This is a genomic window from Oryzobacter telluris, from assembly GCF_043099285.1.
Lineage (GTDB): Bacteria > Actinomycetota > Actinomycetes > Actinomycetales > Dermatophilaceae > Oryzobacter > Oryzobacter telluris.
The window spans coordinates 2,277,690-2,300,886 of record NZ_CP170723.1 but is presented as its reverse complement, the minus strand read 5'-3'; the positions used below and the strand labels follow the sequence as shown (position 1 = coordinate 2,300,886).

At 73.2% G+C, this 23,197-nt stretch carries 24 protein-coding genes; 9 read left to right on the top strand and 15 right to left on the bottom strand.

Features of this window, described 5'->3' with window-relative positions; translation table 11 throughout:
* Window positions 1-11: 11 nt before the first annotated feature.
* Entirely contained in the window at window positions 12-863 is an 852-nt protein-coding gene (locus ACFLFB_RS10565) for a DUF1028 domain-containing protein (protein WP_392542133.1), read from the bottom strand.
* 38 nt (window positions 864-901) lie between these two features.
* The gene (locus ACFLFB_RS10560; protein WP_392542132.1) at window positions 902-2,032 is read right to left on the bottom strand and encodes a methyltransferase domain-containing protein; all 1,131 of its coding nucleotides are present in this window, start codon (window positions 2,030-2,032) and stop codon (window positions 902-904) included.
* 94 nt (window positions 2,033-2,126) lie between these two features.
* Between ACFLFB_RS10560 and ACFLFB_RS10555 the strand changes: the two genes are divergently transcribed.
* Both ACFLFB_RS10555 and ACFLFB_RS10550 read left to right on the top strand, forming a co-directional pair.
* Window positions 2,127-2,687: an isochorismatase family protein gene (locus ACFLFB_RS10555; protein WP_392542131.1), complete on the top strand. Its 561-nt coding sequence runs from the start codon at window positions 2,127-2,129 to the stop codon at window positions 2,685-2,687.
* Between the two features lie 165 nt (window positions 2,688-2,852).
* Window positions 2,853-4,280 (top strand): aspartate aminotransferase family protein, encoded by a 1,428-nt coding sequence (locus ACFLFB_RS10550; RefSeq protein ID WP_392542130.1) that lies wholly within the window; start codon window positions 2,853-2,855, stop codon window positions 4,278-4,280.
* 154 nt (window positions 4,281-4,434) lie between these two features.
* On the opposite strand, the gene ACFLFB_RS10545 is transcribed toward ACFLFB_RS10550, so the two are convergent.
* The gene (locus tag ACFLFB_RS10545; RefSeq protein WP_392542129.1) at window positions 4,435-5,169 is read right to left on the bottom strand and encodes an SGNH/GDSL hydrolase family protein; all 735 of its coding nucleotides are present in this window, start codon (window positions 5,167-5,169) and stop codon (window positions 4,435-4,437) included.
* Between the two features lie 256 nt (window positions 5,170-5,425).
* Complete coding sequence (locus ACFLFB_RS10540; protein ID WP_392542128.1) at window positions 5,426-5,692, bottom strand: hypothetical protein; 267 nt, start codon at window positions 5,690-5,692, stop codon at window positions 5,426-5,428.
* 206 nt (window positions 5,693-5,898) lie between these two features.
* Here ACFLFB_RS10540 and ACFLFB_RS10535 point away from each other — a divergent pair, with 206 nt between their 5' ends.
* Both ACFLFB_RS10535 and ACFLFB_RS10530 read left to right on the top strand, forming a co-directional pair.
* A complete protein-coding gene (locus ACFLFB_RS10535; protein ID WP_392542127.1) occupies window positions 5,899-6,585 on the top strand; it encodes a DUF3105 domain-containing protein in 687 nt (228 codons plus the stop codon).
* Window positions 6,582-7,358 carry a DUF305 domain-containing protein gene (locus tag ACFLFB_RS10530; RefSeq protein ID WP_392542126.1) on the top strand — a complete coding sequence of 259 codons (777 nt, stop codon included), beginning with the start codon at window positions 6,582-6,584 and terminating at the stop codon, window positions 7,356-7,358. Before ACFLFB_RS10535 ends, ACFLFB_RS10530 begins: the two co-directional genes overlap by 4 nt.
* A gap of 19 nt (window positions 7,359-7,377) precedes the next feature.
* Here ACFLFB_RS10530 and ACFLFB_RS10525 read toward each other — a convergent pair whose 3' ends face one another.
* Window positions 7,378-7,743, bottom strand: coding sequence for a single-stranded DNA-binding protein (locus ACFLFB_RS10525; protein ID WP_392542125.1), 366 nt, complete (start codon window positions 7,741-7,743; stop codon window positions 7,378-7,380).
* 389 nt (window positions 7,744-8,132) lie between these two features.
* On the opposite strand from ACFLFB_RS10525, the gene ACFLFB_RS10520 reads away from it, so the two are divergent.
* On the top strand, window positions 8,133-9,452 hold the full coding sequence (locus tag ACFLFB_RS10520) for a D-alanyl-D-alanine carboxypeptidase family protein (RefSeq protein ID WP_392545412.1): 1,320 nt from the start codon (window positions 8,133-8,135) through the stop codon (window positions 9,450-9,452).
* A gap of 74 nt (window positions 9,453-9,526) precedes the next feature.
* Here the strand turns inward: ACFLFB_RS10520 and ACFLFB_RS10515 are convergent, their stop codons facing one another.
* On the bottom strand, window positions 9,527-10,888 hold the full coding sequence (locus ACFLFB_RS10515) for an MFS transporter (protein WP_392542124.1): 1,362 nt from the start codon (window positions 10,886-10,888) through the stop codon (window positions 9,527-9,529).
* Between the two features lie 240 nt (window positions 10,889-11,128).
* Between ACFLFB_RS10515 and ACFLFB_RS10510 the strand changes: the two genes are divergently transcribed.
* Complete coding sequence (locus ACFLFB_RS10510; protein WP_392542123.1) at window positions 11,129-11,488, top strand: RNA polymerase-binding protein RbpA; 360 nt, start codon at window positions 11,129-11,131, stop codon at window positions 11,486-11,488.
* Between the two features lie 72 nt (window positions 11,489-11,560).
* Here ACFLFB_RS10510 and ACFLFB_RS10505 read toward each other — a convergent pair whose 3' ends face one another.
* The 6 genes from ACFLFB_RS10505 to ACFLFB_RS10480 are packed head-to-tail and all read right to left on the bottom strand — an operon-like array spanning window position 11,561 to window position 17,206.
* Window positions 11,561-12,091 (bottom strand): FxsA family protein, encoded by a 531-nt coding sequence (locus ACFLFB_RS10505; RefSeq protein ID WP_392542122.1) that lies wholly within the window; start codon window positions 12,089-12,091, stop codon window positions 11,561-11,563.
* Window positions 12,088-12,900, bottom strand: coding sequence for a polyprenol monophosphomannose synthase (locus ACFLFB_RS10500; protein ID WP_392542121.1), 813 nt, complete (start codon window positions 12,898-12,900; stop codon window positions 12,088-12,090). Before ACFLFB_RS10500 ends, ACFLFB_RS10505 begins: the two co-directional genes overlap by 4 nt.
* Window positions 12,884-14,434, bottom strand: a complete 1,551-nt coding sequence (gene lnt, locus ACFLFB_RS10495; RefSeq protein WP_392542120.1) for an apolipoprotein N-acyltransferase — start codon at window positions 14,432-14,434, stop codon at window positions 12,884-12,886. The genes ACFLFB_RS10500 and lnt overlap by 17 nt, the downstream gene beginning before the upstream one ends.
* A 14-nt stretch (window positions 14,435-14,448) precedes the next feature.
* The gene (locus ACFLFB_RS10490; protein ID WP_392542119.1) at window positions 14,449-14,838 is read right to left on the bottom strand and encodes a hotdog domain-containing protein; all 390 of its coding nucleotides are present in this window, start codon (window positions 14,836-14,838) and stop codon (window positions 14,449-14,451) included.
* A complete protein-coding gene (locus ACFLFB_RS10485) occupies window positions 14,835-15,611 on the bottom strand; it encodes an OAM dimerization domain-containing protein (RefSeq protein WP_392542118.1) in 777 nt (258 codons plus the stop codon). The genes ACFLFB_RS10490 and ACFLFB_RS10485 overlap by 4 nt, the downstream gene beginning before the upstream one ends.
* Window positions 15,608-17,206, bottom strand: a complete 1,599-nt coding sequence (locus ACFLFB_RS10480) for a lysine 5,6-aminomutase subunit alpha (protein WP_392542117.1) — start codon at window positions 17,204-17,206, stop codon at window positions 15,608-15,610. The genes ACFLFB_RS10485 and ACFLFB_RS10480 overlap by 4 nt, the downstream gene beginning before the upstream one ends.
* 151 nt (window positions 17,207-17,357) lie before the next feature.
* Between ACFLFB_RS10480 and ACFLFB_RS10475 the strand changes: the two genes are divergently transcribed.
* Window positions 17,358-17,942 carry a carboxymuconolactone decarboxylase family protein gene (locus tag ACFLFB_RS10475; protein ID WP_392542116.1) on the top strand — a complete coding sequence of 195 codons (585 nt, stop codon included), beginning with the start codon at window positions 17,358-17,360 and terminating at the stop codon, window positions 17,940-17,942.
* 15 nt (window positions 17,943-17,957) lie between these two features.
* Here ACFLFB_RS10475 and ACFLFB_RS10470 read toward each other — a convergent pair whose 3' ends face one another.
* On the bottom strand, window positions 17,958-19,511 hold the full coding sequence (locus ACFLFB_RS10470; RefSeq protein WP_392542115.1) for an amidohydrolase: 1,554 nt from the start codon (window positions 19,509-19,511) through the stop codon (window positions 17,958-17,960).
* Window positions 19,512-19,536: 25 nt separating this feature from the next.
* Window positions 19,537-20,595 (bottom strand): L-erythro-3,5-diaminohexanoate dehydrogenase, encoded by a 1,059-nt coding sequence (locus ACFLFB_RS10465; protein ID WP_392542114.1) that lies wholly within the window; start codon window positions 20,593-20,595, stop codon window positions 19,537-19,539.
* Between the two features lie 88 nt (window positions 20,596-20,683).
* Here ACFLFB_RS10465 and ACFLFB_RS10460 point away from each other — a divergent pair, with 88 nt between their 5' ends.
* Both ACFLFB_RS10460 and ybaK read left to right on the top strand, forming a co-directional pair.
* A complete protein-coding gene (locus ACFLFB_RS10460; RefSeq protein WP_392542113.1) occupies window positions 20,684-22,132 on the top strand; it encodes a KamA family radical SAM protein in 1,449 nt (482 codons plus the stop codon).
* A 131-nt stretch (window positions 22,133-22,263) separates the two neighbouring features.
* Window positions 22,264-22,749 carry a Cys-tRNA(Pro) deacylase gene (ybaK, locus tag ACFLFB_RS10455; RefSeq protein WP_392542112.1) on the top strand — a complete coding sequence of 162 codons (486 nt, stop codon included), beginning with the start codon at window positions 22,264-22,266 and terminating at the stop codon, window positions 22,747-22,749.
* A gap of 9 nt (window positions 22,750-22,758) precedes the next feature.
* On the opposite strand, the gene ACFLFB_RS10450 is transcribed toward ybaK, so the two are convergent.
* On the bottom strand, window positions 22,759-23,181 hold the full coding sequence (locus ACFLFB_RS10450; RefSeq protein WP_392542111.1) for an Lrp/AsnC family transcriptional regulator: 423 nt from the start codon (window positions 23,179-23,181) through the stop codon (window positions 22,759-22,761).
* Between the last annotated feature and the right edge of the window lie 16 nt (window positions 23,182-23,197).

Sequence of the window (23,197 nt, the reverse complement as noted above, 5' to 3'; positions counted from 1 at the left end):
TGCGGGTCTCGTCAGCAGTCGGTCAAGTCCCGTGCAGCGGACCGCAGCTCCTCGAGCACGCGGCCGTCGATGCCACCGGGGGAGTGACGGTTCTCGAGGTTCACCGCCGACATCCACGCCTCGAGGGCGCGCTCGACAGCCGGGCCCTGGTCCTCCGGGGCGTGGCCGAGCGCGGCGAGGTGTCGGGCGACCTCGGCGCGCAGGGCGCCGCCCAGGGGCGTGACCTCCTCGGGCCCGCCGAAGACGAGGGTCGCCAGGGCGTGGAGGCGGGCCAGCTCGGTCGGGGCGTGCGGGTGGTCGTCGACGCGCAGGTCGGCAAGGACACCGCACGCGTCGTAGCCGGCACCGGGGGCGTGCACGAGGAGGGCGGCGCTCTGCCGGCCGCGGGAGTCGCCCCCCGCGGCGTCGCCGGCGAGCAGCGCCGCGAGGAGGCGCTCGTCGAGGGCCGCGCCGGCGTGGGCGAGGAAGGCGGCCTCCATCGCCTCGACGACCTCGGGCCCGGTGAGGATGTTGCCCTGCACCGCGTAGGCGGTCTCGGTGTCGCCCGCAGCGCGGCCGCCGGCCCACGCGAAGCACTCGTCGCCGGTGAACGTCGCGGCGCCGGTGCCCCCGACGGCGCCGACCTGGCGCAGGGCCCGTCCGTCGTCGGCGGCGGCGGCTGCGGCCAGCGCGGTCTGCACGTCGGTGCCGGACGCGAGGGCGTCGAGCAGCTCGTTGCGGTAGGCCCAGCGGGCCAGGGACTGGGTCGCCACGGCGCCGACGCCCACGCGGACCGCCGGGACGATCGATCCGACGGCGACGAACTTGCTGGCGACGGCGACTCCCCAGGCGTCCCCGTCGTGGGCGGCGATGGAGAAGGTCATCGCTGCACTGTGTCAGCCCGCTGCTGTCCGGTGGGGGCTCAGGTGCGCTCGAGCAGGACGGCTGTCTCGAGGTGCGTCGTCTGGGGGAACATGTCGAACGGCCGGGCCTCCACCGCCCGCCACGAGGGCAGGGCGGTGAGGTCGCGCTCCAGGCTGCCGAGGTGGCAGCTGGAGTAGACGAGGTGGCTGGCGCTCGACACCTCGAGCCAGGCGGCGAGCTCGGGGCCGATGCCGCGGCGAGGCGGGTTCACGACGACGAGGTCCGGGCCGGGACCGTCGGGGCGGTGGGTCGTGGCGTCGCCGACGGCGAACTCGACCTCGGGAGAGCCGGTTCCGGAGGCGATGGCACCGGCGGTCGCCGCGGCGACGGCCTCCGCCGACGTCTCGACCCCGACCACCCGGCGCCCCGGACGGGCGAGGTGCAGGGCGAAGCCGCCGACGCCGCAGTAGAGGTCCCAGACCGTCGCGGGGGACCGGTCCTCGACCCACGCGCGCGCCTGGGCGTACAGCGCGACGGCGACGCGGGTGTTGGTCTGGAGGAAGGAGCGCGGGCCGAGCATCAGGGTGACGTCGGGCAGGCGGAGGGGGAGGAGGGCCTCGCGGGTGAGGACGACCTCGGTGTCGCCCTCGAGCACCGCCTTGTGCTCCGGCAGGACGTTGGCGGTGACGACCCGGGCCGAGGGCAGGGCCGCCGTGAGGTCGGGGAGCGCGGCACGCAGGAGCTCGACCGACTCGTGGGTGCGGACGACGAAGCGCACGAGGTGCTCGCCGTCGGGGGAGTGGGTGACGATGACGTGCTTGAGCTCGCCGCGGCGGCCCGGGACGTCGTAGGGCTCGAGGCCGAGGTCGGACACGAACCGGTGGAGGGGGTCGAAGGTGGCCGCGAGGCCCGGCTCGTAGAGGCCGCACCGGCGCAGGTCCACACCGCGACCGGCGGCGTCGAGGATGCCGAAGGTGGGGGCGCCGGCCCGGCCCGCGACGACGAGCTTGGCCTTGTTGCGAAAGGCCTGCTCCGCGCCGGTGAACGGCTCCAGCCAGCGCAGGTGGGGGGCGACCTCGGCGAGGGACGCGGCCGCGCGCATGGCCTTGTCGGCGGCCTGGTCGCGGTAGGGCGTCCCCATGAGGGTGCACGACCGGCACCGGCCGGCATCGAAGTAGTCGCACTGCATGGTCGGGCCAGCCTAGGCGTCCCTGTCGCGCGCCCACCCCTGTCGGTGGTCGCACCTAGCGTGGGGCGCAGCCGTTCCATCCGAGGAGGACCCCATGACCACGCTCGCCGACCGCGACGCCACCGCCCTGATCGTCATCGACGTCCAGAACCAGGTCGTCACCGGCGCCCACGACCGCGACGGCGTCGTGCAGCGCATCGCCGGGCTCGTCGACCGCGCCCGGGGCGAAGGGGTGCCCGTCGTGTGGGTCCAGCACAACTCCGAGGAGGTGCAGACCGACACGCAGGGCTGGCAGATCGTGCCCGAGCTCGTGCCGGCCGACGGTGAGCCGGTCGTGCAGAAGCGCTGGGGTGACTCGTTCGAGGACACCGACCTCGAGGAGGCGCTGGCGCAGCGACGCGTCGGCCGGCTCGTCGTCACCGGCGCCCAGACCGACGCGTGCGTCCGCTCCACCCTCCACGGGGCCTTCACCCGCGGCTACGACGCCACCCTGGTCGGCGACGCCCACACCACCGAGGACCTGTCCGAGTGGGGCGCGCCGAAGCCCGCCGACGTCATCGCCCACACCAACCTGTACTGGCAGTATCAGTCCGCCCCGGGGCGCACGGCCGGCGTGAGCCCTGCGGCGGAGGTCGACTTCTCCCCGGTGGGCTGAGGAAACGTCACATGACGGTATGACGGGCGTGCGTTCCCGTTGGTGACGGGATCCGAAGGCCGGTATGGTGTCGGGTGACTCGATCCGTAGGCGTGGTGTGGATGCCGCGCGGGTCGGACCGGACACCCACTGCGTCCCCGCCGCGTGCGGGGGAGGAGGCCCTTGATGAGTGAGAACGTGCTGACCCAGCCCGCGACGTCGGTGCCCGCGCACGACCCGGGGACCTACCGGCGCCTGCCCGCGCAGAGCCGTCCGGTCGACCCTGCCGTGGTCGCGCGCCTGCTCGCGGCCGAGTGGGAGCGGTTCACCGGCTGGTCGGGTGCCTCGGGGGAGCACAACCTGCGCGCGAGCAAGACGCTGCCGCTCGGGGTCACGAGCTCCTTCCAGCACTGGGAGCCGTACCCGATCTCGGTCGCCTCGGCCCGCGGCGCCTGGCTCACCGACGTCGACGGCAACAAGCTCCTCGACCTGTCGATGGGCTTCGGAGCGATGCTCGTCGGGCACCTCCACCCCACCGTCGTCGCGCACGTCACCGAGGCCCTCACCAGCACGGGCACGCTGTTCGTCACTCCGTCGCCGCAGGCCACCGAGATGAGCGAGCGCTTCTGCGAGCGGTTCCAGCTCGACATGGTCCGCTTCACCAACTCGGGCACCGAGTCGCTGATGTACGCGATCCGCGCAGCGCGGGCGTACACCGAGCGCAAGGCCATCGTGAAGATCGAGGGCGGCTACCACGGCGGGTACGACGCCCTCCAGGTCTCGGTGAAGCCCGGTCTCGACGAGATCGGCCCGGCCGACGCCCCCACCCCGCAGGTGCCCTTCGACGTCGAGGCCGGCACCGTGCACGTCGTCGCCTACAACGACCTGGGCCAGCTGACCCGCGTCCTCGAGCAGCACGGCCGCGACATCGCCGCGCTCGTCGTCGAGCCGGTCATCGAGAACCTGTCGATCGTCGTGCCCGACGAGGGCTACCTCGCCGCGGTCCGCGCGCTGTGCGACGCCCACGGCGTCGTGCTCATCTTCGACGAGGTCAAGACGGGGCTCACCGCGGGCTACGCCGGGGCCGCCCAGCGCCTGGGCGTCACCCCCGACCTCATCACCCTGGCGAAGTCCATCGGTGGCGGCCTGCCGCTGGCGGCCTTCGGTGGTCGGCGCGACGTCATGGAGGTCGTCGTCGACGGCCGGATGGCGCACTTCGGCACGTACAACGGCAACCCGCTCGTCATGGCGGCCGCCAAGGCGGTCGACGAGATCTGCACCCACGAGGCCCTGGCCGGTGCCGAGGCGGTCAACGTCCGCGCCCTCGACGCCATCAACGCGGTCATCGACGAGTACGAGCTGCCGGCGCACACCGTCGGCCTCGGCGTGAAGGGCTGCGTCACCTGGTCCACCACCCCGGTGCGCAACTACCGCGACTACAAGGCCACCGACTTCGGTCTCGCTGAGCTGTCCTGGCTGTGGGGCGTCAACCGCGGCATCCTCACCCCGCCCGGGCTCGACGAGCAGTGGCTCGTCTCGCTCGCGCACACCGACGACGACATGGCGACCCTCGTCGACGACGTCCACACCCTGGCGCAGGCGCTGCGCGCCTGACCTTCACCGAATCGCCAGCTTCGCTGTCCCACAGCGGAACTGGCGATTCGTGTTGGGTCGCGCCGACATGGGTCAGCCGGCAACCGAACCTCCGCCGTGGCGCCCGACATCGGGCGTCGGGCGCGAGGTTCGGTGCCCGACCGTGGGGGAGGGGTCAGGTGCTGCGCAGCGCCCTGACGAGGTGCGGGTGGAAGGCCCGGCCGATCTCGGTGTAGCCGGCGTCGTTGGGGTGGAAGAAGTCCGCGGCCAGCCTTCCGCGCCACGAGGTCGGGCCCTCGGTGCGCATGTCGACGACCTCGAGACGACCGTCGGCACCGGCGCGCTCGAGGTGTCGGTTGGCGGCATGCGCCGCGGACCGCGGCTGGGGGAGGGTGGCGACGACCGCACGGTGGGGGAGCCGCTCGACGAGGGTCCCGAAGGCGTCAGGGAGCCGGCGCCGGACCGCCCCGCCGGCGAACAGGTCGTTGGACCCGACGAGGACCGACACGAGGTCGGGGGCGCTGGTCCCGTGGGCCGGGGGCAGCGCCTCGAGCACCGGGAGCTGCTGGTCGACGACGTCCATCGTCCGGGCGCCCGTGGCCGAGAGGTTGACGACGACGACCGGGTGTCCGGCCGCGGTGAGCCAGTCCTGCACCTGGTTCACCCAGCCGGCGTCCCACGCGGACGCGCCGACGCCCTGGGCCATCGAGTCACCGAGGACGACCCAGCGCCGGCCGGGGGAGTCCAGGGCCAGCCGGTTGTGCGCGTGCCAGGCGGCCGCGTAGGGCTCGGCCTGGGCCTGCACGGCACGGACGCCCGGGAGGACGACGCCGAGCGCACGCACGCCGACGCCGGGTCGGCGTCCGGTGCGGTTCGCGTAGTCGAGCGGTGCGAGCGGCTGGTCGGTCACGACGGGCCAACGGCGGGGCGGTCGGGGATCATTCCCGTCGTTCGGTGCCGCGACGTCCTCGGATGGCGGGAGCGACACCGGGGAGGGGGCAGGATTCATTAGAATGACATAATGTGGATTATCGGCGTTATTCGTGACCGCGAGAGGGACGCCTGAGAGGGGTTCTCAGCCCGTCCCGGCCATCGCCATGTCAGCAGCGTTCGCCCGCGCACGCGCGCGACCCCTCGTCGACGTGTCCGTGCGTCGGCCGGTGGGGTCAGTCCGTGCGTGGCAACCGGCGCACCCGCACCAGCGGCCACGGTGCCCAGCGGCTGATGTCCGGTGTCACCTGAGAACCGTCCAGCGGCGTGGAGACCTCCGGGGCGAGCCGGACGTCGGACAGCGACGCCACCGGCAGCACGAACCGGTGGTTCACCACGCACCGCACCGTGGCGTGCTCGACCGGCCCGTCGGTGCCCTCCCACACCTCGCGGGACTCGACCTCGGCGGCGTGGCCGCACTCGGGACAGGACGTCAGGTCCATGGGTCCTCCTCCAGCGATCTCGGACAGGTGTTCGGTGTCATGGACGAGGAGGTGGCGCGCGGCTGCCCTGATACCCGTCCGCCACAGCGCGTAGGAGACAATGGGTGCGCGCCGCGGGAACGCGGGGCCCCCGCCACACGCTGTGGTGAGCGCGGGCCGCCCTCCCGGGCGCACGCCATGACGACGACGTAGTGAGGAGCACGACGGTGGGCAAGTCGACCAGGCCGCAGGGCGGTGCCCGGGCCGGCCGGGACAAGCTCGAGGCCCTGCGCAAGGAGCAGCAGGCCAAGGAGCGCAGGACCCGCCTCGCCCTCATCACCTCGGTGCTCACGGTCATCGTGCTCATCGGCGGGATCGTGGCCTTCACGATCTACCGCGACGTCTCGGGGCGTCCCACGCTCGACGCGGTGAAGACCTACACGGTCACCCGCGACCACACCACCGACCCGGTCACCTACGCGCAGTCGCCGCCCGTCGGGGGCAACCACAACCCGACCTGGCTCAACTGCGGGGTCTACACCGCGCCGGTGAAGAACGAGAACGCCGTGCACTCCCTCGAGCACGGGGCCGTCTGGGTCACCTACCGCCCCGACCTCCCGGCCGCCGACGTCGCCAAGCTCGTCGCCTCGGTGCCCGACACCTACATGGTCGTCTCGCCGTACGAGGGCCTCGACGCCCCCGTCGTCGCCAGCGCCTGGGGTGTGCAGCTCAAGCTCACCGGGGTCGGCGACCAGCGCCTCGCGGAGTTCATCAAGCAGTACCGCAACGGCCCGCAGACGCCCGAGCCCGGCGCGTCCTGCACCGGTGGCACCGACGGCACCTCCACCGGTGGGGCCACGGACGCTCCCCCGCCCAGCATGAGCCCGAGCCCGAGCCCCACCGCGAGCCAGTGACCCCCGACGTCGAGCACGAGGGGCGGGTGGCCCACGCCACCGCCCCTCGTGGCGACGGCTCCCCCGCTCCCTTCGCCGGCGACGACGACCGCGCCCCCGGGCTCGGCCCGCACGACGGCGGCAGCGACCCGGTGGACCCCGACGAGTTCGGCAGCGCGACCGGACCCGCCCACCGCTCCTGGCCCGTGGCCGTGGCCGCCGCCCTGGTCGCCCTGACCGTGGGTGTCCTGGGCACCCTGTGGTTCACGAGCACGAGGACCTCGGCCCCCAGCGACTTCGGCGCCGACGCCGGCTTCGCCCGCGACATGCAGACGCACCACTACCAAGCCGTCGAGATGTCGTTCCTCGTCTACACGCGCACCGACGACCCCGACGTGCGCACCCTGGCCTACGACATCATCACCAGCCAGCAGCAGCAGGCCGGCCAGATGTACGGGTGGCTGCGCCAGTGGGGGCTCCCCCAGACCGGCAGTCGGCCGCCGATGGCGTGGGTGGGCAGCGAGCACGCCGAGGCCCACGTCCGCGCGGACGGCACCATGCCCGGCATGGCCACCCCCGCCCAGCTCGACGAGCTGCGCGCCTCGAGCGGCGTCGCGGCCGAGCGGCTCTTCCTGCGCCTGATGATCGACCACCACCGCGGCGGGGTCGCCATGGCCCAGGCCGCGGTCGCCCAGGCGCGCACCCCGGAGGTCAGGTCCCTCGCCGCGGCGATCGCCTCGGCCCAGACCTCGGAGATCGCCCTGCTCGAGTCGATGCTGGCGCAGCGCTCCTGACCCAGCCCGAGCGCGTGCGTCACCCGGCCCGCTCGACCACCGCCTTCACCCGACGCAGCCGCCGCGCCTCGACCTCGTAGCGGCTGGCGACCCCGGCGCCGGTGCGGAAGAACCGCCGCCGCAGCGAGCCCTCGACCTCCACGTGGTCCTCGGTGGACAGCCCACCGGCCGCCCGGCGCGACGCCGCGCTCCAGCACGCGACGTCGATCGTGTCGACGCCCGTTCCGGGACGCACCGCCTCGACCGACCCACGGGGCCGGCGCCCCGGTCCCTCGCGCGGCACCACGACCCGCATCGTGACGACGACGTCCCCGCTCGGCAGCTCGCGCGGCTCCCCCACCGCGGCGACCCGGCCCACGAGCCGGATCGAGTTGACATAATCCATCGCTGGTCCCCTCCCTGCCCCGCGCCGACGGCCCCACCGTCCGTCGGTCACCGACCACTGGCACCACCGTGGCGCAGCGTGGCGAGCACGACCAGACCCGACCTCGGCCCTGTGGACGACCGCCCCACGCGGTCCCTCCTGTGGACGGCGCCCGTCCCACCCGTCACCCCTTCCCCACCAGCCCCGATGCGGCCTCGCCGCGTCGGTGGAGGCGGCATGGCCCGATCGGGTGGTCTTTGTGCGACATCACTGCCGGGATCGCGATCTTCCGCTTATCGTGAACGACGGAACACGCAAGCAGGGGCATGTTCCAGGCGTCCTCGGGCGTCGCTGACCAAGAGGAAGAGACTCTCGTGCGCAGGGCCATCCCATCGCGCGCCGTGACCGTCATGGTCGCTGCGCTCACCGTGGCGGCCGTACTCGTCGCGCCCTCCGCCCTCGCGGAGGAGCCGACCCCGACCCCCACGCCGACGCCGACCGTGGCGCCCTCTCCCGCGCCGCGGCCCACGAGCACGCCCGCGCCCACGGCGCCCACGAAGCGTCCCCGGTCGGGTGAGCCGCAGACCCACCAGGAACCCGACCACCAGGAGGCGCTGCACGGCGACTTCCTGCGCACCCAGATCGCCGAGGCCGCGCGGATCACCGCCGCCCTCAATGCCAGCAACTCCAAGGTTGCCACCGCCACGCGCGAGATGGACCGCCTCGCCACCCGCTCCAACGCGCTGCTCGAGTCGCTGCAGCAGGCCCAGGAGATCGAGGCCGCCGCGACCCAGGAGGCCACCCAGGCCCACGCCGACCTCGTCCTGCTCGAGGCCCGCCTCGCCAACGCCCGCGCCATCGTGCGCGAGTGGGTCTTCTCCGTGTACTCCGGCGGTGGCGGCGAGGCCGACCTCGCCGGGATGTTCGACGCCATGCTCGCCGACCCCGACGACGTCGGAGACCCGCTGGGCGACCTCTCCTACATCACCGAGCAGCGCACCCGCGCGCTCCAGGACGTGCGCGTCCTCACCGCCGAGCAGGTCCGGCTCAGCGCCGCGGCCGACGATGCCGAGCGCCGCGCCGCCGAGGCCCGCACCGCCATCCAGCGCGACAAGGCCGAGCTCGACAAGGCCCTGCTGGCCCAGCGCCAGAAGGTCGCCGACCTGCGCCGCCTGCAGGTCTCCGAGGTCGAGCGGGCCGGCCCCATCGCCAGCATCCTCGTCGGCGCCCGCAGCGCCGAGGCCCGTGCCGCCGCCGCCCGTCTGCGCGACGCCCTCTCGGGTGCGTCGTACGACGTCGCGAGCATCGGCAAGCCGTGCACCGACGACACGAGCATCTACCCGAACGGCATGTTCCCCGCGAGCGGGCTGTGCCCCCTGTGGGGTGCCAAGGGCGAGCAGCTCGCCCCCGACGCGGCGGCCGCCTTCAACGCCCTGAGCAAGGCGTACGCGGCGCAGACCGGTGTCCCGCTGTGCATCACCGACTCCTACCGCTCCTACAGCGAGCAGATCTCGGTCAAGGCCACGCGCGGTCGCTTCGCCGCCACCCCCGGGACGAGCCGGCACGGCCTGGGCCACGCCCTGGACATGTGCGGTGGCGTGGAGCGCTTCGACTCCGCCGCCCACCGCTGGATGCTGCAGAACGGCCCGCTCTACGGCTGGTTCCACCCGTCGTGGGCGGCAGCCGGTGGGTCGCTCCCCGAGCCCTGGCACTTCGAGTTCGCCGGCTGAGCCGGGCTCCCCGGCACGACGAGAGCGGCTCCCTCCCCCACCCGGGGACGGGAGCCGCTCTCGTTCGTCGGAGGTCAGGACACGCGGTGCTCGGTGTGCTCCTTGACCGGCAGCATCACCGCGAACCCCGCGGCGAGGATGAGCACGATGCCGAGGATGCCCCAGTACTGGGTGTTCTCCGCGCCGGTCACGGCCGCGCCGATGCCGATGAACAGGCCGAACAGGGCGGGAGACAGGAACGAGACGACCCGGCCGGTGGTGGCGTAGAGGCCGAAGATCTCGCCGTTCTTCCCCTCGGGGATGAGCCGGGCGAGGAAGCTGCGCGAGGCCGCCTGGGCCGGGCCGACGAAGACGGTCATCAGCAGCCCGAGGACCCAGAACACCGTCTTGCCTCCGTCGTGGAGGACGAAGATGAGGATGCCGAGGGTCACGAGCGACCCCAGCGAGATGAGGATGACGCGCTTGGGTCCGATCCGGTCGTCGAGCATCCCGAAGCCCATGGTCGCCAGCCCGGCGATGATGTTGGCGGCCGCGCCGAAGATGATGACGTCGCCGGCGGACAGCCCGAACGTCCCGGCCGCGAGGATGGCCCCGAAGGCGAAGACGCCGGCCAGCCCGTCGCGGAAGAGGGCCGAGGCCAGGAGGAAGTAGACGGTGTGCCGCGACACGGCCCACAGGGCCGTGATCGAGCGCCACACGAGCCGGTACGACTGCACCACGCCGACCCCGGGGGTCCGCTCGCGCGGCCGGTCCTTGAGGACGAGGAAGGCCGGGATCGTGAACAGCAGGGTCCACACGCCGCACAGGATCATCGAGACGCGGATGTCCATCGCGCCCTCGTCGGTGACGCCGAACAGGCCGACGTCGGGCTGGATGAGCAGGAAGTACAGAGCGAGCAGCACGACGATGCCGCCGAGGTAGCCCATCCCCCATCCGAAGCCGGAGACCCGGCCGACGGTCTTGCCGGTGGCGACCTGGTCGATCGTCGCGTTGTAGTTGACCCCCGCGATCTCCGAGACGACCGAGCCGATGCCGAGCAGGGCCAGGCCCACCCAGAGGAACGCCGGCTCGGGCTTGACGACGTAGAGCGACGCCGACATCGCGGCGAGCAGCCAGGTCTGGATCCGCAGGTTGCGCACGGTTCGACCGGAGCGGTCGGAGTTCTGGCCGAGCACGGGCGCGAGGAGCGCCACGAACAGGCCGGCGATGGCCGTGGCGATCGCGAGCGCAGTGGAGGTGCTGTTGGTCGACCCGAAGCTCTCGCTCGTCAGGTACACCGAGAAGACGAAGGTCGTGATGACCGTGTTGAAGGGCTGCGTACCCCAGTCCCACATGCCCCACGCGACGACCTTGCGGCGCGAGGTGGGGCCCGCGACGTCGAGGGCGGTGGGGCCGAGGACTGCTTCGGCGTCGGCCGGGACGGAGGATGTCGTCACGCCGGAGACGGTATCCTCGTGGGGGGCTGCTGGGAACGCGCAACGCGGGAATTGAGGACGCGTACTCAGGGCAGCGGTGCAGGTCGCGCCAGGCGACCAATCTGTGAGGGCTCTCACACCGAACCACCGTCACGACGCGCGTCGGACGGAACAACCGGTGTGCACCGCTCGTTGAACGCCTCAGACCCGGTCGGGACGACCTGTCGACCGGGACACCACGACTTCGGGAGTTGACCCCCAATGGCAGAACGCAGCCTCCGCGGCAGCCGTCTCGGCGCCCTGAGCATGGAGACCGACGACAACGTCGTCCCCAGCGAGCGCCGCATCACCACCTACCTGTGCCCCAACGGCCACACCATCGAGCTTCCCTTCTCCGTCGAGGCCGACGTCCCGCACACGTGGGAGTGCCGCTGCGGCGCCGACGCCAAGCTCCAGGGTGGGGGCCCGGAGCCCGAGGCCAAGCCCGTCAAGCACGTCCGCACCCACTGGGACATGCTGCTCGAGCGCCGCTCCATCCCCGAGCTCGAGGAGCTCCTCGAGGAGCGCCTCACCCTCCTTCGGGTGTCCCGCGGCGAGAAGGTCAAGCGCAAGAGCGCCTGACGACACCAGCACCAGCGCGCCGGTCACCCTCGAGGTGGCCGGCGCGTCCGCGTGTGCTGTGGGCTGGCCCCCTCAGCGGGTGGGGTCGTCCGGAGGAGGGTCCACGACCTCGCCCGAGACGACGTCCGGCCGCAGCGGCCGCGGGGCCGGCGTCCCGGGGGTTCCCCCGGGCCACTCCCCCACCGTGGTCACCACCCGACGGGCGATGACGGCCTCGAGCCAGATCCGGGCGACCGGTCGGGTGAACGGCAGGATGAAGAGCAGCCCGATGACGTCGGTGACGAACCCGGGCAGCAGGAGCAGCACGCCGCCGACGAGGACGAGCACGCCGTCGGCCAGCTCGCGGCTCGGCATCCGCCCGCTGCGCACCGCCTCGCGCAGGGCGCGCCAGGCCCGCGTGCCCTCCCGCCGCACGACCCACGCCCCCAGCGCCGTCTCGAGCAGCAGCACGAGGAAGGTCTGCCACCCCCCGATGGTGCGGGCGACCGCCACGATCACGGCGATCTCGATGACGGGGACCAGCAGCAGGGCCAGGACCACCAGGCGCAGCCGCAGGGACCGCCGCCCACGGCGGGCGTACGGCGTGGCCCCGGTGCGGGTCACAGCGAGTGCCACCTCGGCTCGCGCTGTCCCACCAGGCCGCGGACCTGCTCGGCGCGGTGGCGCACGCCCCAGCCGGTGATCCGGCGCAGCGACTCGGTCATGATGTCGCGGCTCATCTTCGACTGGCCGACCTCGCGCTCGACGAAGGTGATCGGCACCTCGACGACGGTGAGGCCCGCCTTGACGGCGCGCCAGGTGAGGTCGGTCTGGAAGCAGTAGCCCTGCGAGGCGACGTCGTCCAGGCCCATGGTGCGCAGGGCGTCGGCGCGGTACACGCGGTACCCCGCGGTCGCGTCGTTGACCGGCATCCCGAGCAGGACCTTGACGTAGAGGTTGCCGCCCACCGACAGCGCCTTGCGGTGCAGCGGCCAGTTGACGACCGACCCACCGCGCACCCAGCGCGAGCCGATGACGGCGTCGGCGTGCTCCGCGGCCTTCAGCAGGGCCGGGAGGTGCTCGGGACGGTGCGAGCCGTCGGCGTCCATCTCCACGACCGCGTCGTACCCGGCCTCGAGGGCCCAGCGGAAGCCGTCGAGGTACGCGGCGCCCAGGCCCTCCTTCGCCGTGCGGTGGATGACGTGCACCTGCGGGTCCTGCGCGGCGATCCCGTCGGCGACGTCACCCGTCCCGTCGGGCGAGCTGTCGTCGAGGACGACGATGTCGACGCTCGGCACCGCCGCCCGCACCTCGCGGACGACGACGGGCAGCGTGTCGCGCTCGTTGTACGTGGGGATGAGGACGGCGACGCGCTGCAGGGGCGGTCGGGCGGTCTCGGTCACAGCGGTGTTTTCCTCAGGCCGTGCGGTCATGGGCTCCGGAAACCCTAACGCCCGGACGGGCCGCGATGCTCCCGGCGACGAGGAGCAGGAGGGCGAGGCCGGCGGCCCGCTCCGGCCACGGACCCATCCGGTCCGACGGCGTGGTCTCGGTGCGGACCACGGGGCGGCCCAGGCGCTGCTCGGCGGTGAACAGTCCCGTCTTGCCCGAGACCGTGCCGTCGGGCGCGATGAAGCCGGAGACGCCGACGGTGGAGACGTGGACCACGGAGCGGCCGTGCTCGATCGCGCGCAGCCGCGAGATCGAGAACTGCTGCTCGGACTCGGCGGTGTAGCCGAAGGTGGCGTTGTTCGTCTGGACCATGAGCAGGCTCGGGGTCGTCCCGGCGGCGGCCACGCTGTCGCGCATCAGCTGGTCGTAGGCGACCTCGAAGCAGATCGTCGGCAGGGCGGCGTACTCCCCCGTCGAGGACGGCACCCGGAAGACGCCGATCTCGCTGCCGGCGACGAAGTTGCCGGCGAGGTCGGCCATCGGCGTGAACCGGCGGAAGAACTCGCGGTGCGGGATGTACTCGGCGAACGGCACCGGGTGGAGCTTGGTGTACCGCTGTGGGTCGGCGCTGCGGCCGTCGTAGAACAGCGAGACGTTCGAGCTCGCGCCCACCGGCTCGGCGAGGACCGCGCCCACGACAAGGGGCACCCCGACGGCGGTCCGGGCACGCTCCACCTGGGCGGCGGCGTCCGAGTTGCGCAGCGGGTCGATGTCGGAGGAGTTCTCCGGCCACACGACGAGGCTGAGGTCGTCGGGCGCCGACGCGGCGAGCGCCTCGGTACCCGCCACGTGGTTGTCGAGGACGGCCCGCCGCTCGGCGTTGAAGTCGAGCCCCGCGTGGGGCACGTTGCCCTGGACGAACCCGACGGACACGCCCTGGCCCGCGGTGGGGAGCGGGATGAGGCCGGCGGCCCACGGCACGGCGCCGAGGACGATCCCGGCGACGACGGTGCGCGGCGACCGCTGCGCGACGGCGAGGCCGAAGGCCAGCAGACCGGCGCCGACCACTGCGACCGCGAAGGTCACCCCGGGAGCCCCGAGCCAGCGCGCCAGCGGCGCCAGCGGGCTGTCGGCCTGGCTGAACGCCATTCGCGCCCAAGGGAATCCGCCGTACGGGGTCGCCCCGCGAGCCCACTCCTGCGCCACCCAGGCGAGCGGGACGAGGGCCAGGGCCGCAACCCGGTGGCCAGCGGCCACGAGCCGCCTCCCCGCGAACCCGACCACCGCGCACATCAGCGCGACGTACAGGGCTTCCAGGGTGGCCAGCGCGAGCCACGGCAGCGCACCCACGTACACCCCCGACCACGACAGGACGGGCACGAAGAAGGCCAGCCCGCCGAGGAGCCCGGCGAGGAACCCGCGTAGTCCCCCGGCGGTCAGGGACGCCCCGCCGAGGAGCGCGACCCCCACGGGGGCGAGCCACCACAGGTCGGTCTCGGGGAACGCCAGCCAGAGGCACAGGCCCCCGAACACCGCCCCGACGAGGCGCACGAGCAACCGGAGGGGCGTGGGCACGGGCCCACGGTAGGTCACCCGGCTGGAGGCACCACGACGACCCCCCGGGCCGTCGTGGCGATGAGCGGCGGGTCGAGGACGTCGGCCGCCGACTCCCCCCGCTCGGGGTTCCCGCGCCCGACGACGCGGACCTCGAAGGCCATCTCGCGCGAGCGGTTCCCCACCCGCACGAGCATCGCCGAGATCTCGATGACGTCGCCCGCGCGCACCGGCGCGAGGAACTGCACGTCGGAGTACGACGCGAACAGGCCCTCGTCGCCGTCGGTGAGGATGCACATCTCCGTGGCGACGTCGCCGAACGCCGCGAGGCTGTAGGCGCCGTCGACGAGGTTGCCGGCGTAGTGGGCGTGGCTGTAGGGCACGTAGCGGCGGTGGGTGACGGTGCGGCCGACCTCGGCGGTCATCGCTGCTGTCCTCTCGGCTCGGGGGCGGTACGGGGGGTGACGAGCTGGTGCACGAGGTAGGACGCCACCTCGCCCGGCGTGGTGCCGCGGCCGAAGATCCGGTCGACGCCCAGGCTCGCCGCCGACCCCTCCTCGAAGCGCGGCCCGCCGACGACGAGGAGCGGCACCTCGCCCGCGGGGAACGCCTCACGGAAGGCCGCCGACATCGCGGTGGTGTTGTGGATGTGGGCGTCGCGCTGGGTGACGACCTGGGAGACCAGGACGGCGTCGGCGCGGACCTCGCGCGCGGTGTTGACGAGCTCGGGGACGAGCACCTGGGCGCCGAGGTTCACCACGGTCATCTCCCGGTAGTACTCCAGGCCCTTCTCCCCCGCGAACCCCTTGATGTTGAGGATCGCGTCGATGCCGACCGTGTGCGCGTCGGTGCCGATGCAGGCGCCGACGACGACGAGCTTGCGGCGCAGCTTCTTCTTGATCTCGCCGTTGACCTCCTTGGAGGTCAGCAGCGGGAACTCGCGCTCGATGACCTGCACCTCGCGGACGTCGACGAGGTGGGTGACCGAGCCGTAGACGACGAAGAAGGTGAAGTCGTCGCCGATCGGCTTGGCGTGCACGAGGAGGGCGGGCTCCATCCCCATCTTCGCGGCGAGCTGGAGGGCCGCGCCCTCGGCGCGCTTGTCGTGCGGAAGGGGCAGGGTGAAGGACACCTGCACCATGCCGTCGCCGGTGGCGTCGCCGTAGGGACGCACGATCGGGCCGGGAGTCGCGCTCATCGGGTCGCCCCTTCCTCGAGCATCGTCGTCGCGGGGTTGTCGTACCCCTCGGCCTTGCGGACCACGCCGTCGAGCCCCTTGCCCTTGGTGGCGGGGCGCTTCATCGAGCCGAAGGTGCCGTCGGCGATGGCGGCGAGCAGCGGGGGGTCGCCCGCGGTGTCGGTGTCGGAGACGATGGCGTCGAGGAGGTCGACGGCCTCCCCCAGCACCTGGCGGGCACGGGTCTGGATCAGCCCGTCGCGCGGCGGGTGGAAGTCCTCGGTGAGCCCGCCAGCGGCGTCGAGGACGTAGCGGACGTTCTGCAGCGCGAGGTCGCGGTCGGAGAGCCACGGCGTGACGACGGCCTCGGTCATCATCCCGACGAGGAGGATGCCCTGGCCGGTCATCGCGCCGACGAGGTTGAAGAACCCGTCGAGGAGGTAGCCACGGAAGACGTCGCCGGTCATGTGCTTCGTCGGTGGCATCCACTTCAGCGGGGCGTCGGGGAAGAGCTGGCGGGCGAGGAGGGCGTGGGCGAGCTCGAGGCGGAAGCTGTCGGGCACCTCGGGGTTGATCTCGAAGGCGTGGCCCAGGCCCAGCTGCCAGTCCTCGAGGCCGGCCTCCTTGGCGAAGTACTCGTTGAGCAGCTGGCTCACCGTGACGGTGTGCGCGGCCTCGATCGCGTCGGCGGTGGTGAGGTAGTTGTCCTCGCCGGTGTTGATGATGATGCCGGCGCGCGCGTGGACCTGGCGGCTGAAGCGCTGGTCGACGAAGGTGCGGATCGGGTTGATGTCGCGGAAGAGGATCCCGTACATCGAGTCGTTGAGCATCATGTCGAGCCGCTCGAGGCCGGCCAGGGCCGCGATCTCGGGCATGCACAGGCCGCTCGCGTAGTTCGTGAGCCGGACGTAGCGGCCGAGCTCCTTGCTCGTCTCGTCCAGGGCCGCCCGCATGAGGCGGAAGTTCTCCTGGGTGGCGTAGGTGCCGGCGTAGCCCTCGCGGGTGGCGCCCTCGGGCACGAAGTCGAGCAGGCTCTGGCCGGTGGAGCGGATGACGGCGATGACGTCGGCGCCCTCGCGCGCGGCCGCCTGCGCCTGCGGGATGTCCTCGTAGATGTCGCCGGTGGCGACGATGAGGTAGATCCACGGGGTGCGCTTCGGGTTGCCGTGCCTCGTGATGAGGCGGTCGCGTGCGGCGCGCTGGCGGTCGACGGTGCGCAGGCCCTTCGCGACGGCGGTGCGGGCGGCCTTGCGGGTGCCGGTGAGGTCGCGGCCCTCGGGGAGGCGGAACTGCACCGAGCCGCTCGACGCCTTCTGCGCGAGGGTCAGCAGGTCAGGGGCCTCGCCACGGCGCAGGGCGTCCCAGACGGGGGTGGTGACCCCGTGCTCGAGGCCCACGCTCCCCCGGACGGCGTCGACGAGGTGGTTGACCCACGGGACGTTCTCGTGGTCGGCGCCGGACAGGCCGGCGAGGCGCAGCGTCGCCCGCTCGACCGACACCGTGGTGTGGCTCCGGGCGAGGTCGACGACCGGCTTGCCGGCCTTGCGGGCGAGGGTGCGGGCCCGGCGGACGGTCGCCGGGTCGAGGTCGAGGAGCGCGGGACGACGTGGAGACACGGCGTCAATCTAGCAACTCCGCCGGAGGACTTGCGCCCACTCGGGGGTGCGGCCGGAGATCCTCTGGATCGCGCGCGGCGGCTGACGCTGCTCCGCACGACGGCCGGTGGGGACTCCCCCGCCGGCCCTCGGCGCGTGTCAGGGTGGCGAGGTGAGCGAGCGACTGCCCCGGTTGGTGCCCCCCTTCACCGATCCCCGGTCCAGGGAGGTGCACGACGCGATCCTCGGCGGCCCGCGCGCGTCCGGGCCACAGGCCTTCTCGATCGAGGCGACCGACGGCTCCCTGCGGGGGCCCTTCGGCCTGATGCTGCACGCACCCCACCTCGGGCTGCCGCTGCAGGCCCTGGGGTCGGCGGTGCGGTACGAGACCTCGCTGACCGCCAGGGCGAGGGAGCTCGCGATCCTGCGGGTCGCCGCCCTCACCGACAGCGCGTTCGAGCGGTTCGCGCACGAGCTCGTCGGCGCGGCGGTCGGTCTCGACGACGCCGAGCTGGCGGCGGTCGCCTCGGGGACGTTCGCGTCCCGTGAGGGCGTCGATGCCGGTGAGGCGGCAGTGGTCGACCTCGTGGACCGCCTCGTCGCGCGCGACCCCCTCGACGACGTGGCGTACGCCGCGGCCGTGGACGCGCTGGGTGAGCCGGTGCTGCTCGAGCTCGTCGTCCTCGTCGGGTACTACGTCACGCTGGCCCAGCTCCTGGCGGTGTTCCGGGTGGGGGCGCCGGAGGGCGAGGCCTGACGCTGCGTCGCTGGGTCAGGCTCGGGTGTCGTGGAGGACGACGCCGTCCGCCACCGTCATCCGGAGGATCGGCAGGGGCGCCCCTCCCCCGACCACGGGCAGCCCGTCGCCGTCCGTGGCCGTGACGGCCCAGGCCGCGAACGTCGCGGCCGCGCCGACGCGCAGGACTCCCCCGTCGGCGCCCGCCGCGGCCCACCCGCCCCGGGTGTGGGCGTCGAGCGCGGTGGCGACGTCGACCCGCTGGTCGGGGTCGCGGTGGTCGGCCGCGGCGCGGATGCCGGCCCACGGCGAGAAGGCGGTGACCGGTGCGTCGGACCCGAAGGCCAGGGCAACGCCCTCGCGGGCCATCGTCGCGAACGGGTTGATGCCCGGGACGCGCTCCGGCCCGAGCCGCTGGGCGTACATCCCCTCGGGGCCGCCCCACGCGGCGTCGAACGCGGGCTGGACGCTCGCGGCGATGCCGAGGCGCGCCATCCGGCGCACGCCCTCGGTGTCGAGCATCTCCGCGTGCTCGAGACGCGGGCGCGAGGCGCGGACGACATCGGCGCCCACGAGGGCGGCGGCCGCCTCGTAGCCCTCGAGCACGAGGTCGAGGCCCGCGTCGCCGATGACGTGGAAGCCGTTCTGCACGCCGGCGAGTGCGCACGCCGCGACGTGGTCGCGCACGCCGGCGACGTCGCGGTACGCCGTCCCGCGGCAGCCCGGCTCGTCGGCGTAGTCGGCGCGCAGCAGCGCGGTGTGCGACCCGATGGAGCCGTCGACGTTGAGGTCACCGGCCAGCCCGTGGGCGCCGTGCAGGGCCACGAGGGCGCGGGCCTGCTCCGGCTCGGACACGGCTTCGGCCCAGTAGCCGACCGTGGCCGGGAGGTCCGGCCGGGCGCCGAGCGCGAGGACGTCGGCGAAGTCGTCGGCGGAGGTGAGCAGGGGCCCGCCGCACTCGTGCACGGCGACGACACCCTGGGCGGCGGCGGTGCGCAGGGCGAGCTCGACGTCCTCGCGGCGTTGGGTACCGGTGCGCGAGCCGTCGAACGCGGCGCGGGCGGCGTTCTTCGCGTCGCGCACGAGGAAGCCGTCGTCGGACCAGCCGTCGAGGTGGTCGGCCCCGGAGGCGGCGACGAGGGCGCTCGAGGCCACGGCCGAGTGGCCGTCGATGCGCGAGGCGTAGACGACTCCGCCGGCGCTGGCGCGGTCGAGCTCGCGGCGCGTCATCGGCCGGCCGCCGGTCCAGTCCTGCTCCTGCCAGCCGTGGGCGAAGACCGGGCGGCCGCGACCGGCGCGGGCCGCCCCGGCGATCAGGTCGAGGGCCTCGGTGACCGTGCGGGTGCCCGCGAGGTCGACGCTGCGCAGCCCGAGGCCGGTGTGCGAGACGTGGGCGTGGGCGTCGACGAAGCCCGGCAGGACGAGGGCGCCGTCGAGGTCGACGACGTGGTCGACGACCGGAGCGTGGGTGTCGGCGCCGGCCTCGTCGCCCAGCCACACGAGCGTGCCCTGGTCCCCGACGACGAGGGCCGTGGCGCCCGGGTGGTCGGGGGTCCGGACCCGCCCGCGGCGGTAGAGGGTCGTCGGCATGCGCGCCACTCTAGGAGGGGTGCGGCTACGCCTCCGCGGCGAGGCGGGACTCGAAGAGCGAGCGCACCGCCGGCGTGCCGCGCAGGAGGTCGAGGGCGAGGTCGGCGTGACCCGGGACGAACCCGTTGCCGACGAGCATCGTGACGTCGGCGGCCAGCCCCTCGGCACCCAGCGCCGCGGCCGAGAAGCTCGTGGCCATGGAGAAGTAGATGATCGTGCCGCCCTGGGCGGTGGCGAGGATGGCCGGCTGCTCGCAGCCGGGGACGTCGACGCAGACGACGGTGACGTCGGCCGGTCCGCCCGCGGCCGCCACGGCCTCCGAGAGCCCCAGCGGGGACCGGGCGTCGGCGATGACGACCTCGTCGGCGAGGCCGGTGGGGCGCAGCCGGGCGGCCTCGGCCTCGAACGGCACCACGCCGATGGTGCGGCCGGCTCCAGCGGCGCGGGCCGCGGCGAGCGACAGCGACCCGGACTTGCCGGCCGCCCCGAGCACGGCCACGGTGGGTGCGCTCCCCCGCGCGACGTGGTCGGCGACGACGCGGGTGACGAGCGCCGGTGCGCCGCAGACGTCCATGACCATGAGGGCGAGGTCGGGCGTGAGGTCCACGGGCAGGCGCGCGGCGATGGAGCGGCCGAAGAGGACCGCCGTGCCGGCGGCGGGGACGCGCTCGGAGCGCCCGTCCCAGCGCTCGAGGCCGTCGGTGAGGGTGAGCGGGGTCAGGGAGAGGGACACGAGTGTGGCCACCCGGTCGCCCGCGGTGAGGCCGAGCGGCGACTCGGGGCCGACCTCGGCCACCGTGCCGATGAGCATGCCGCCCGAGCCGGTGACCGGGTTCTGCATCTTTCCGCGCTCGGCGACGATCGCGAGCACCTCGGCGCGCACGGCGGCTCCGTCGCCCTCGTGCTTCTCGCTGAGCTGGCGGAACGAGGCGGCGTCGAGGTTGAGCGTCTCGACGTCGATGCGGACCTCGTCGGGCCACAGCTCGGGGCCGGCGTCGAGGACGCGGGCGGCCTGGGGCAGGGCCGCTCCGGCGGGCTCGGTCACCCGGTGCAGGCCGACCGGGGAGGACGGAGTGGTGCGCATCAAGAATCTCCTCGTCATCCGACACGCGGCCGCAGTATTTGCGGTGAGAGCGTGACGTGGGCGTCATCCATTGCGTATCCTGCCACCCATGACGACGATCATCGACCAGCCGTACGCCTACCGGCGGCGTGAGCTGATTGAGCCCGACTGGACCCGACTGCCCGGATGGCGTGAGGTCACCGCCGCCGAGTGGGCCGACGCCCAGTGGCAGCGCGCGCACTGCGTGAAGAACGTGGGTCAGCTGCGCGCCGTGATGGGCGACCTCCTCGAGGACCGCTTCTACGCCGACCTCGAGCGCGACCAGGCCGAGAGGGCGACGATGTCGATGCTCGTCCCGCCGCAGATGGTCAACACGATGGTCCCCGCCACCCACGACCCCATGCCGAGCGCGGGCGCCGAGTTCACCGACGCGTTCTACGCCGACCCGGTGCGTCGCTACATGTTCCCGGTGTTCTCCGACCGCCGCACCGACTGGCCGAGCCACCCCTTCGCCACCCGCGACTCCCTCCACGAGCACGACATGTGGGCGGTCGAGGGGCTCACCCACCGCTACCCCACCAAGGTCCTCGCCGAGATGCTGCCGACGTGTCCGCAGTACTGCGGCCACTGCACGCGCATGGACCTCGTCGGCAACTCCACCCCGCAGGTGGCCAAGCTCAAGCTCGCGGGCAAGCCGGTCGACCGCTACGCGGCGATGCTCGACTACCTGCACCGGACCCCGGGTGTTCGCGACGTCGTCGTGTCAGGGGGCGACGTCGCGAACATGCCGTGGAAGAACCTCGAGGCCTTCCTCGACCGGCTCCTCGAGGTCCCGACCATCCGCGACATCCGGCTCGCCACCAAGGCGCTCATGGGTCTGCCGCAGCACTGGCTCCAGCCCGATGTCGTCGAGGGCGTGGCGCGCGTGTCCGCGCGGGCGCGCTCGCGCGGGGTGTCGCTGGCCATCCACACGCACGTCAACGCCGCGCAGTCGGTGACCCCGCTGGTCGCCAAGGCGGCCACGACGATGCTCGAGGCGGGCGTGCGCGACGTGCGCAACCAGGGCGTCCTCATGCGGGGGGTCAACAACTCCCCCGAGGCGCTGCTCGACCTCTGCTTCGCCCTCCAGGACGAGGCCATGATCACGCCGTACTACTTCTACATGTGCGACATGATCCCGTTCTCCGAGCACTGGCGGGTCTCGCTGCGCGAGGCGCAGGAGCTGCAGCACGCGATCATGGGCTACCTCCCCGGGTTCGCCACGCCGCGCATCGTCTGCGACGTCCCGTTCGTCGGGAAGCGCTGGGTGCACCAGGTCGAGACCTACGACAAGGTGCGCGGGATGTCGTTCTGGCGCAAGCACTACCGCACCTCGATCGAGGCCACCGACGAGCAGGCCCTGTCGCGCGAGTACGTCTACCACGACCCGATCTACACCCTCCCCGCCGAGGGCCAGGCGTGGTGGCGTGCGCAGCACGACGAGGCCGAGGTCCACGAGGCCGCCCTCGTCGGTGCCGGTGCGAGCCGCGCGGCGTCGGCCAAGGACCTCGCCTTCTGACGTCGCGAGGTAACAGTCGACCTCCCTCCATCCGACTGATTGCGAACCACCCACCTCGATCGCCGTCCTGGACGGCCCTGGAGGTGGGTGGTTCGCAAGACGTCGCGGGATGGTGGCCGTAGCCTCGGGCCGTGGCCCACCGAGAAGCCTCCGGCACGCCGGCGACCGTCGCCCTCACCGCGGCAGGAGTCGCGTTCACCCAGCACACCTACGAGCACGACCCCTCCGCACGGTCCTTCGGGCTCGAGGCCGCCGAGGTGCTCGGGCTGCCGGCGGAGCAGGTGTTCAAGACGCTCGTCGTCGACACCGGCGCCGGGCTGGCCGTCGCCGTCGTCCCGGTCGCGGGTTCCCTCGACCTCAAGGCGATGGCGGGAGCCATCGGTGCCAAGAAGGTGTCGATGGCGGATCCGGCTGCGGCGCAGCGGTCCTCGGGCTACGTCCTCGGCGGCATCTCCCCCGTGGGGCAGAAGCGCGCGCTGCCGACCGTGGTCGACGAGAGCGCCGAGCTGTTCGACGTCGTCTACGTCTCCGGAGGGCGACGCGGCCTCGACCTCGGCCTCTCCCCCATCGACCTCGTCGCGGTCACCGGCGCGACCGTGGCCGACATCGCCCGCTGAGGGCCCGGGTCACTCCCAGGGGGTGGAGAGGACGACCGTGGTGCGGGTGCTGACGTGCGCGGCGCCGCGCACCTGGGCGATGAGGTCCTCGAGCTCGCTCGGGGTCGCGACGCGCACCTTGAGGATGTAGTTCTCGTCGCCGGCGACGGAGTGGCACTCCTCGATGGCCCTGATGTCGCGCAGCCGGTCGGGGATGTCGTCGGGTGCGGCGGGGTCGATCGGCGTGATGGAGATGAACGCGGTGATCTGCTGGCCGAGGGCCTGGTGGTCGAGCTTGGCGGTGTACCCCTTGACCACGCCCCGCTGCTCGAGCCGACGCACGCGTTGGTGCACGGCTGAGGTGGACATGCCGAGCGCCTTGCCGAGGTCGGTGTAGCTGATCCTGCCGTCCTTGGCGAGGAGGTCGACGATTCGACGATCGAGGTCTTCCACGTGCACAGGGTAGTGG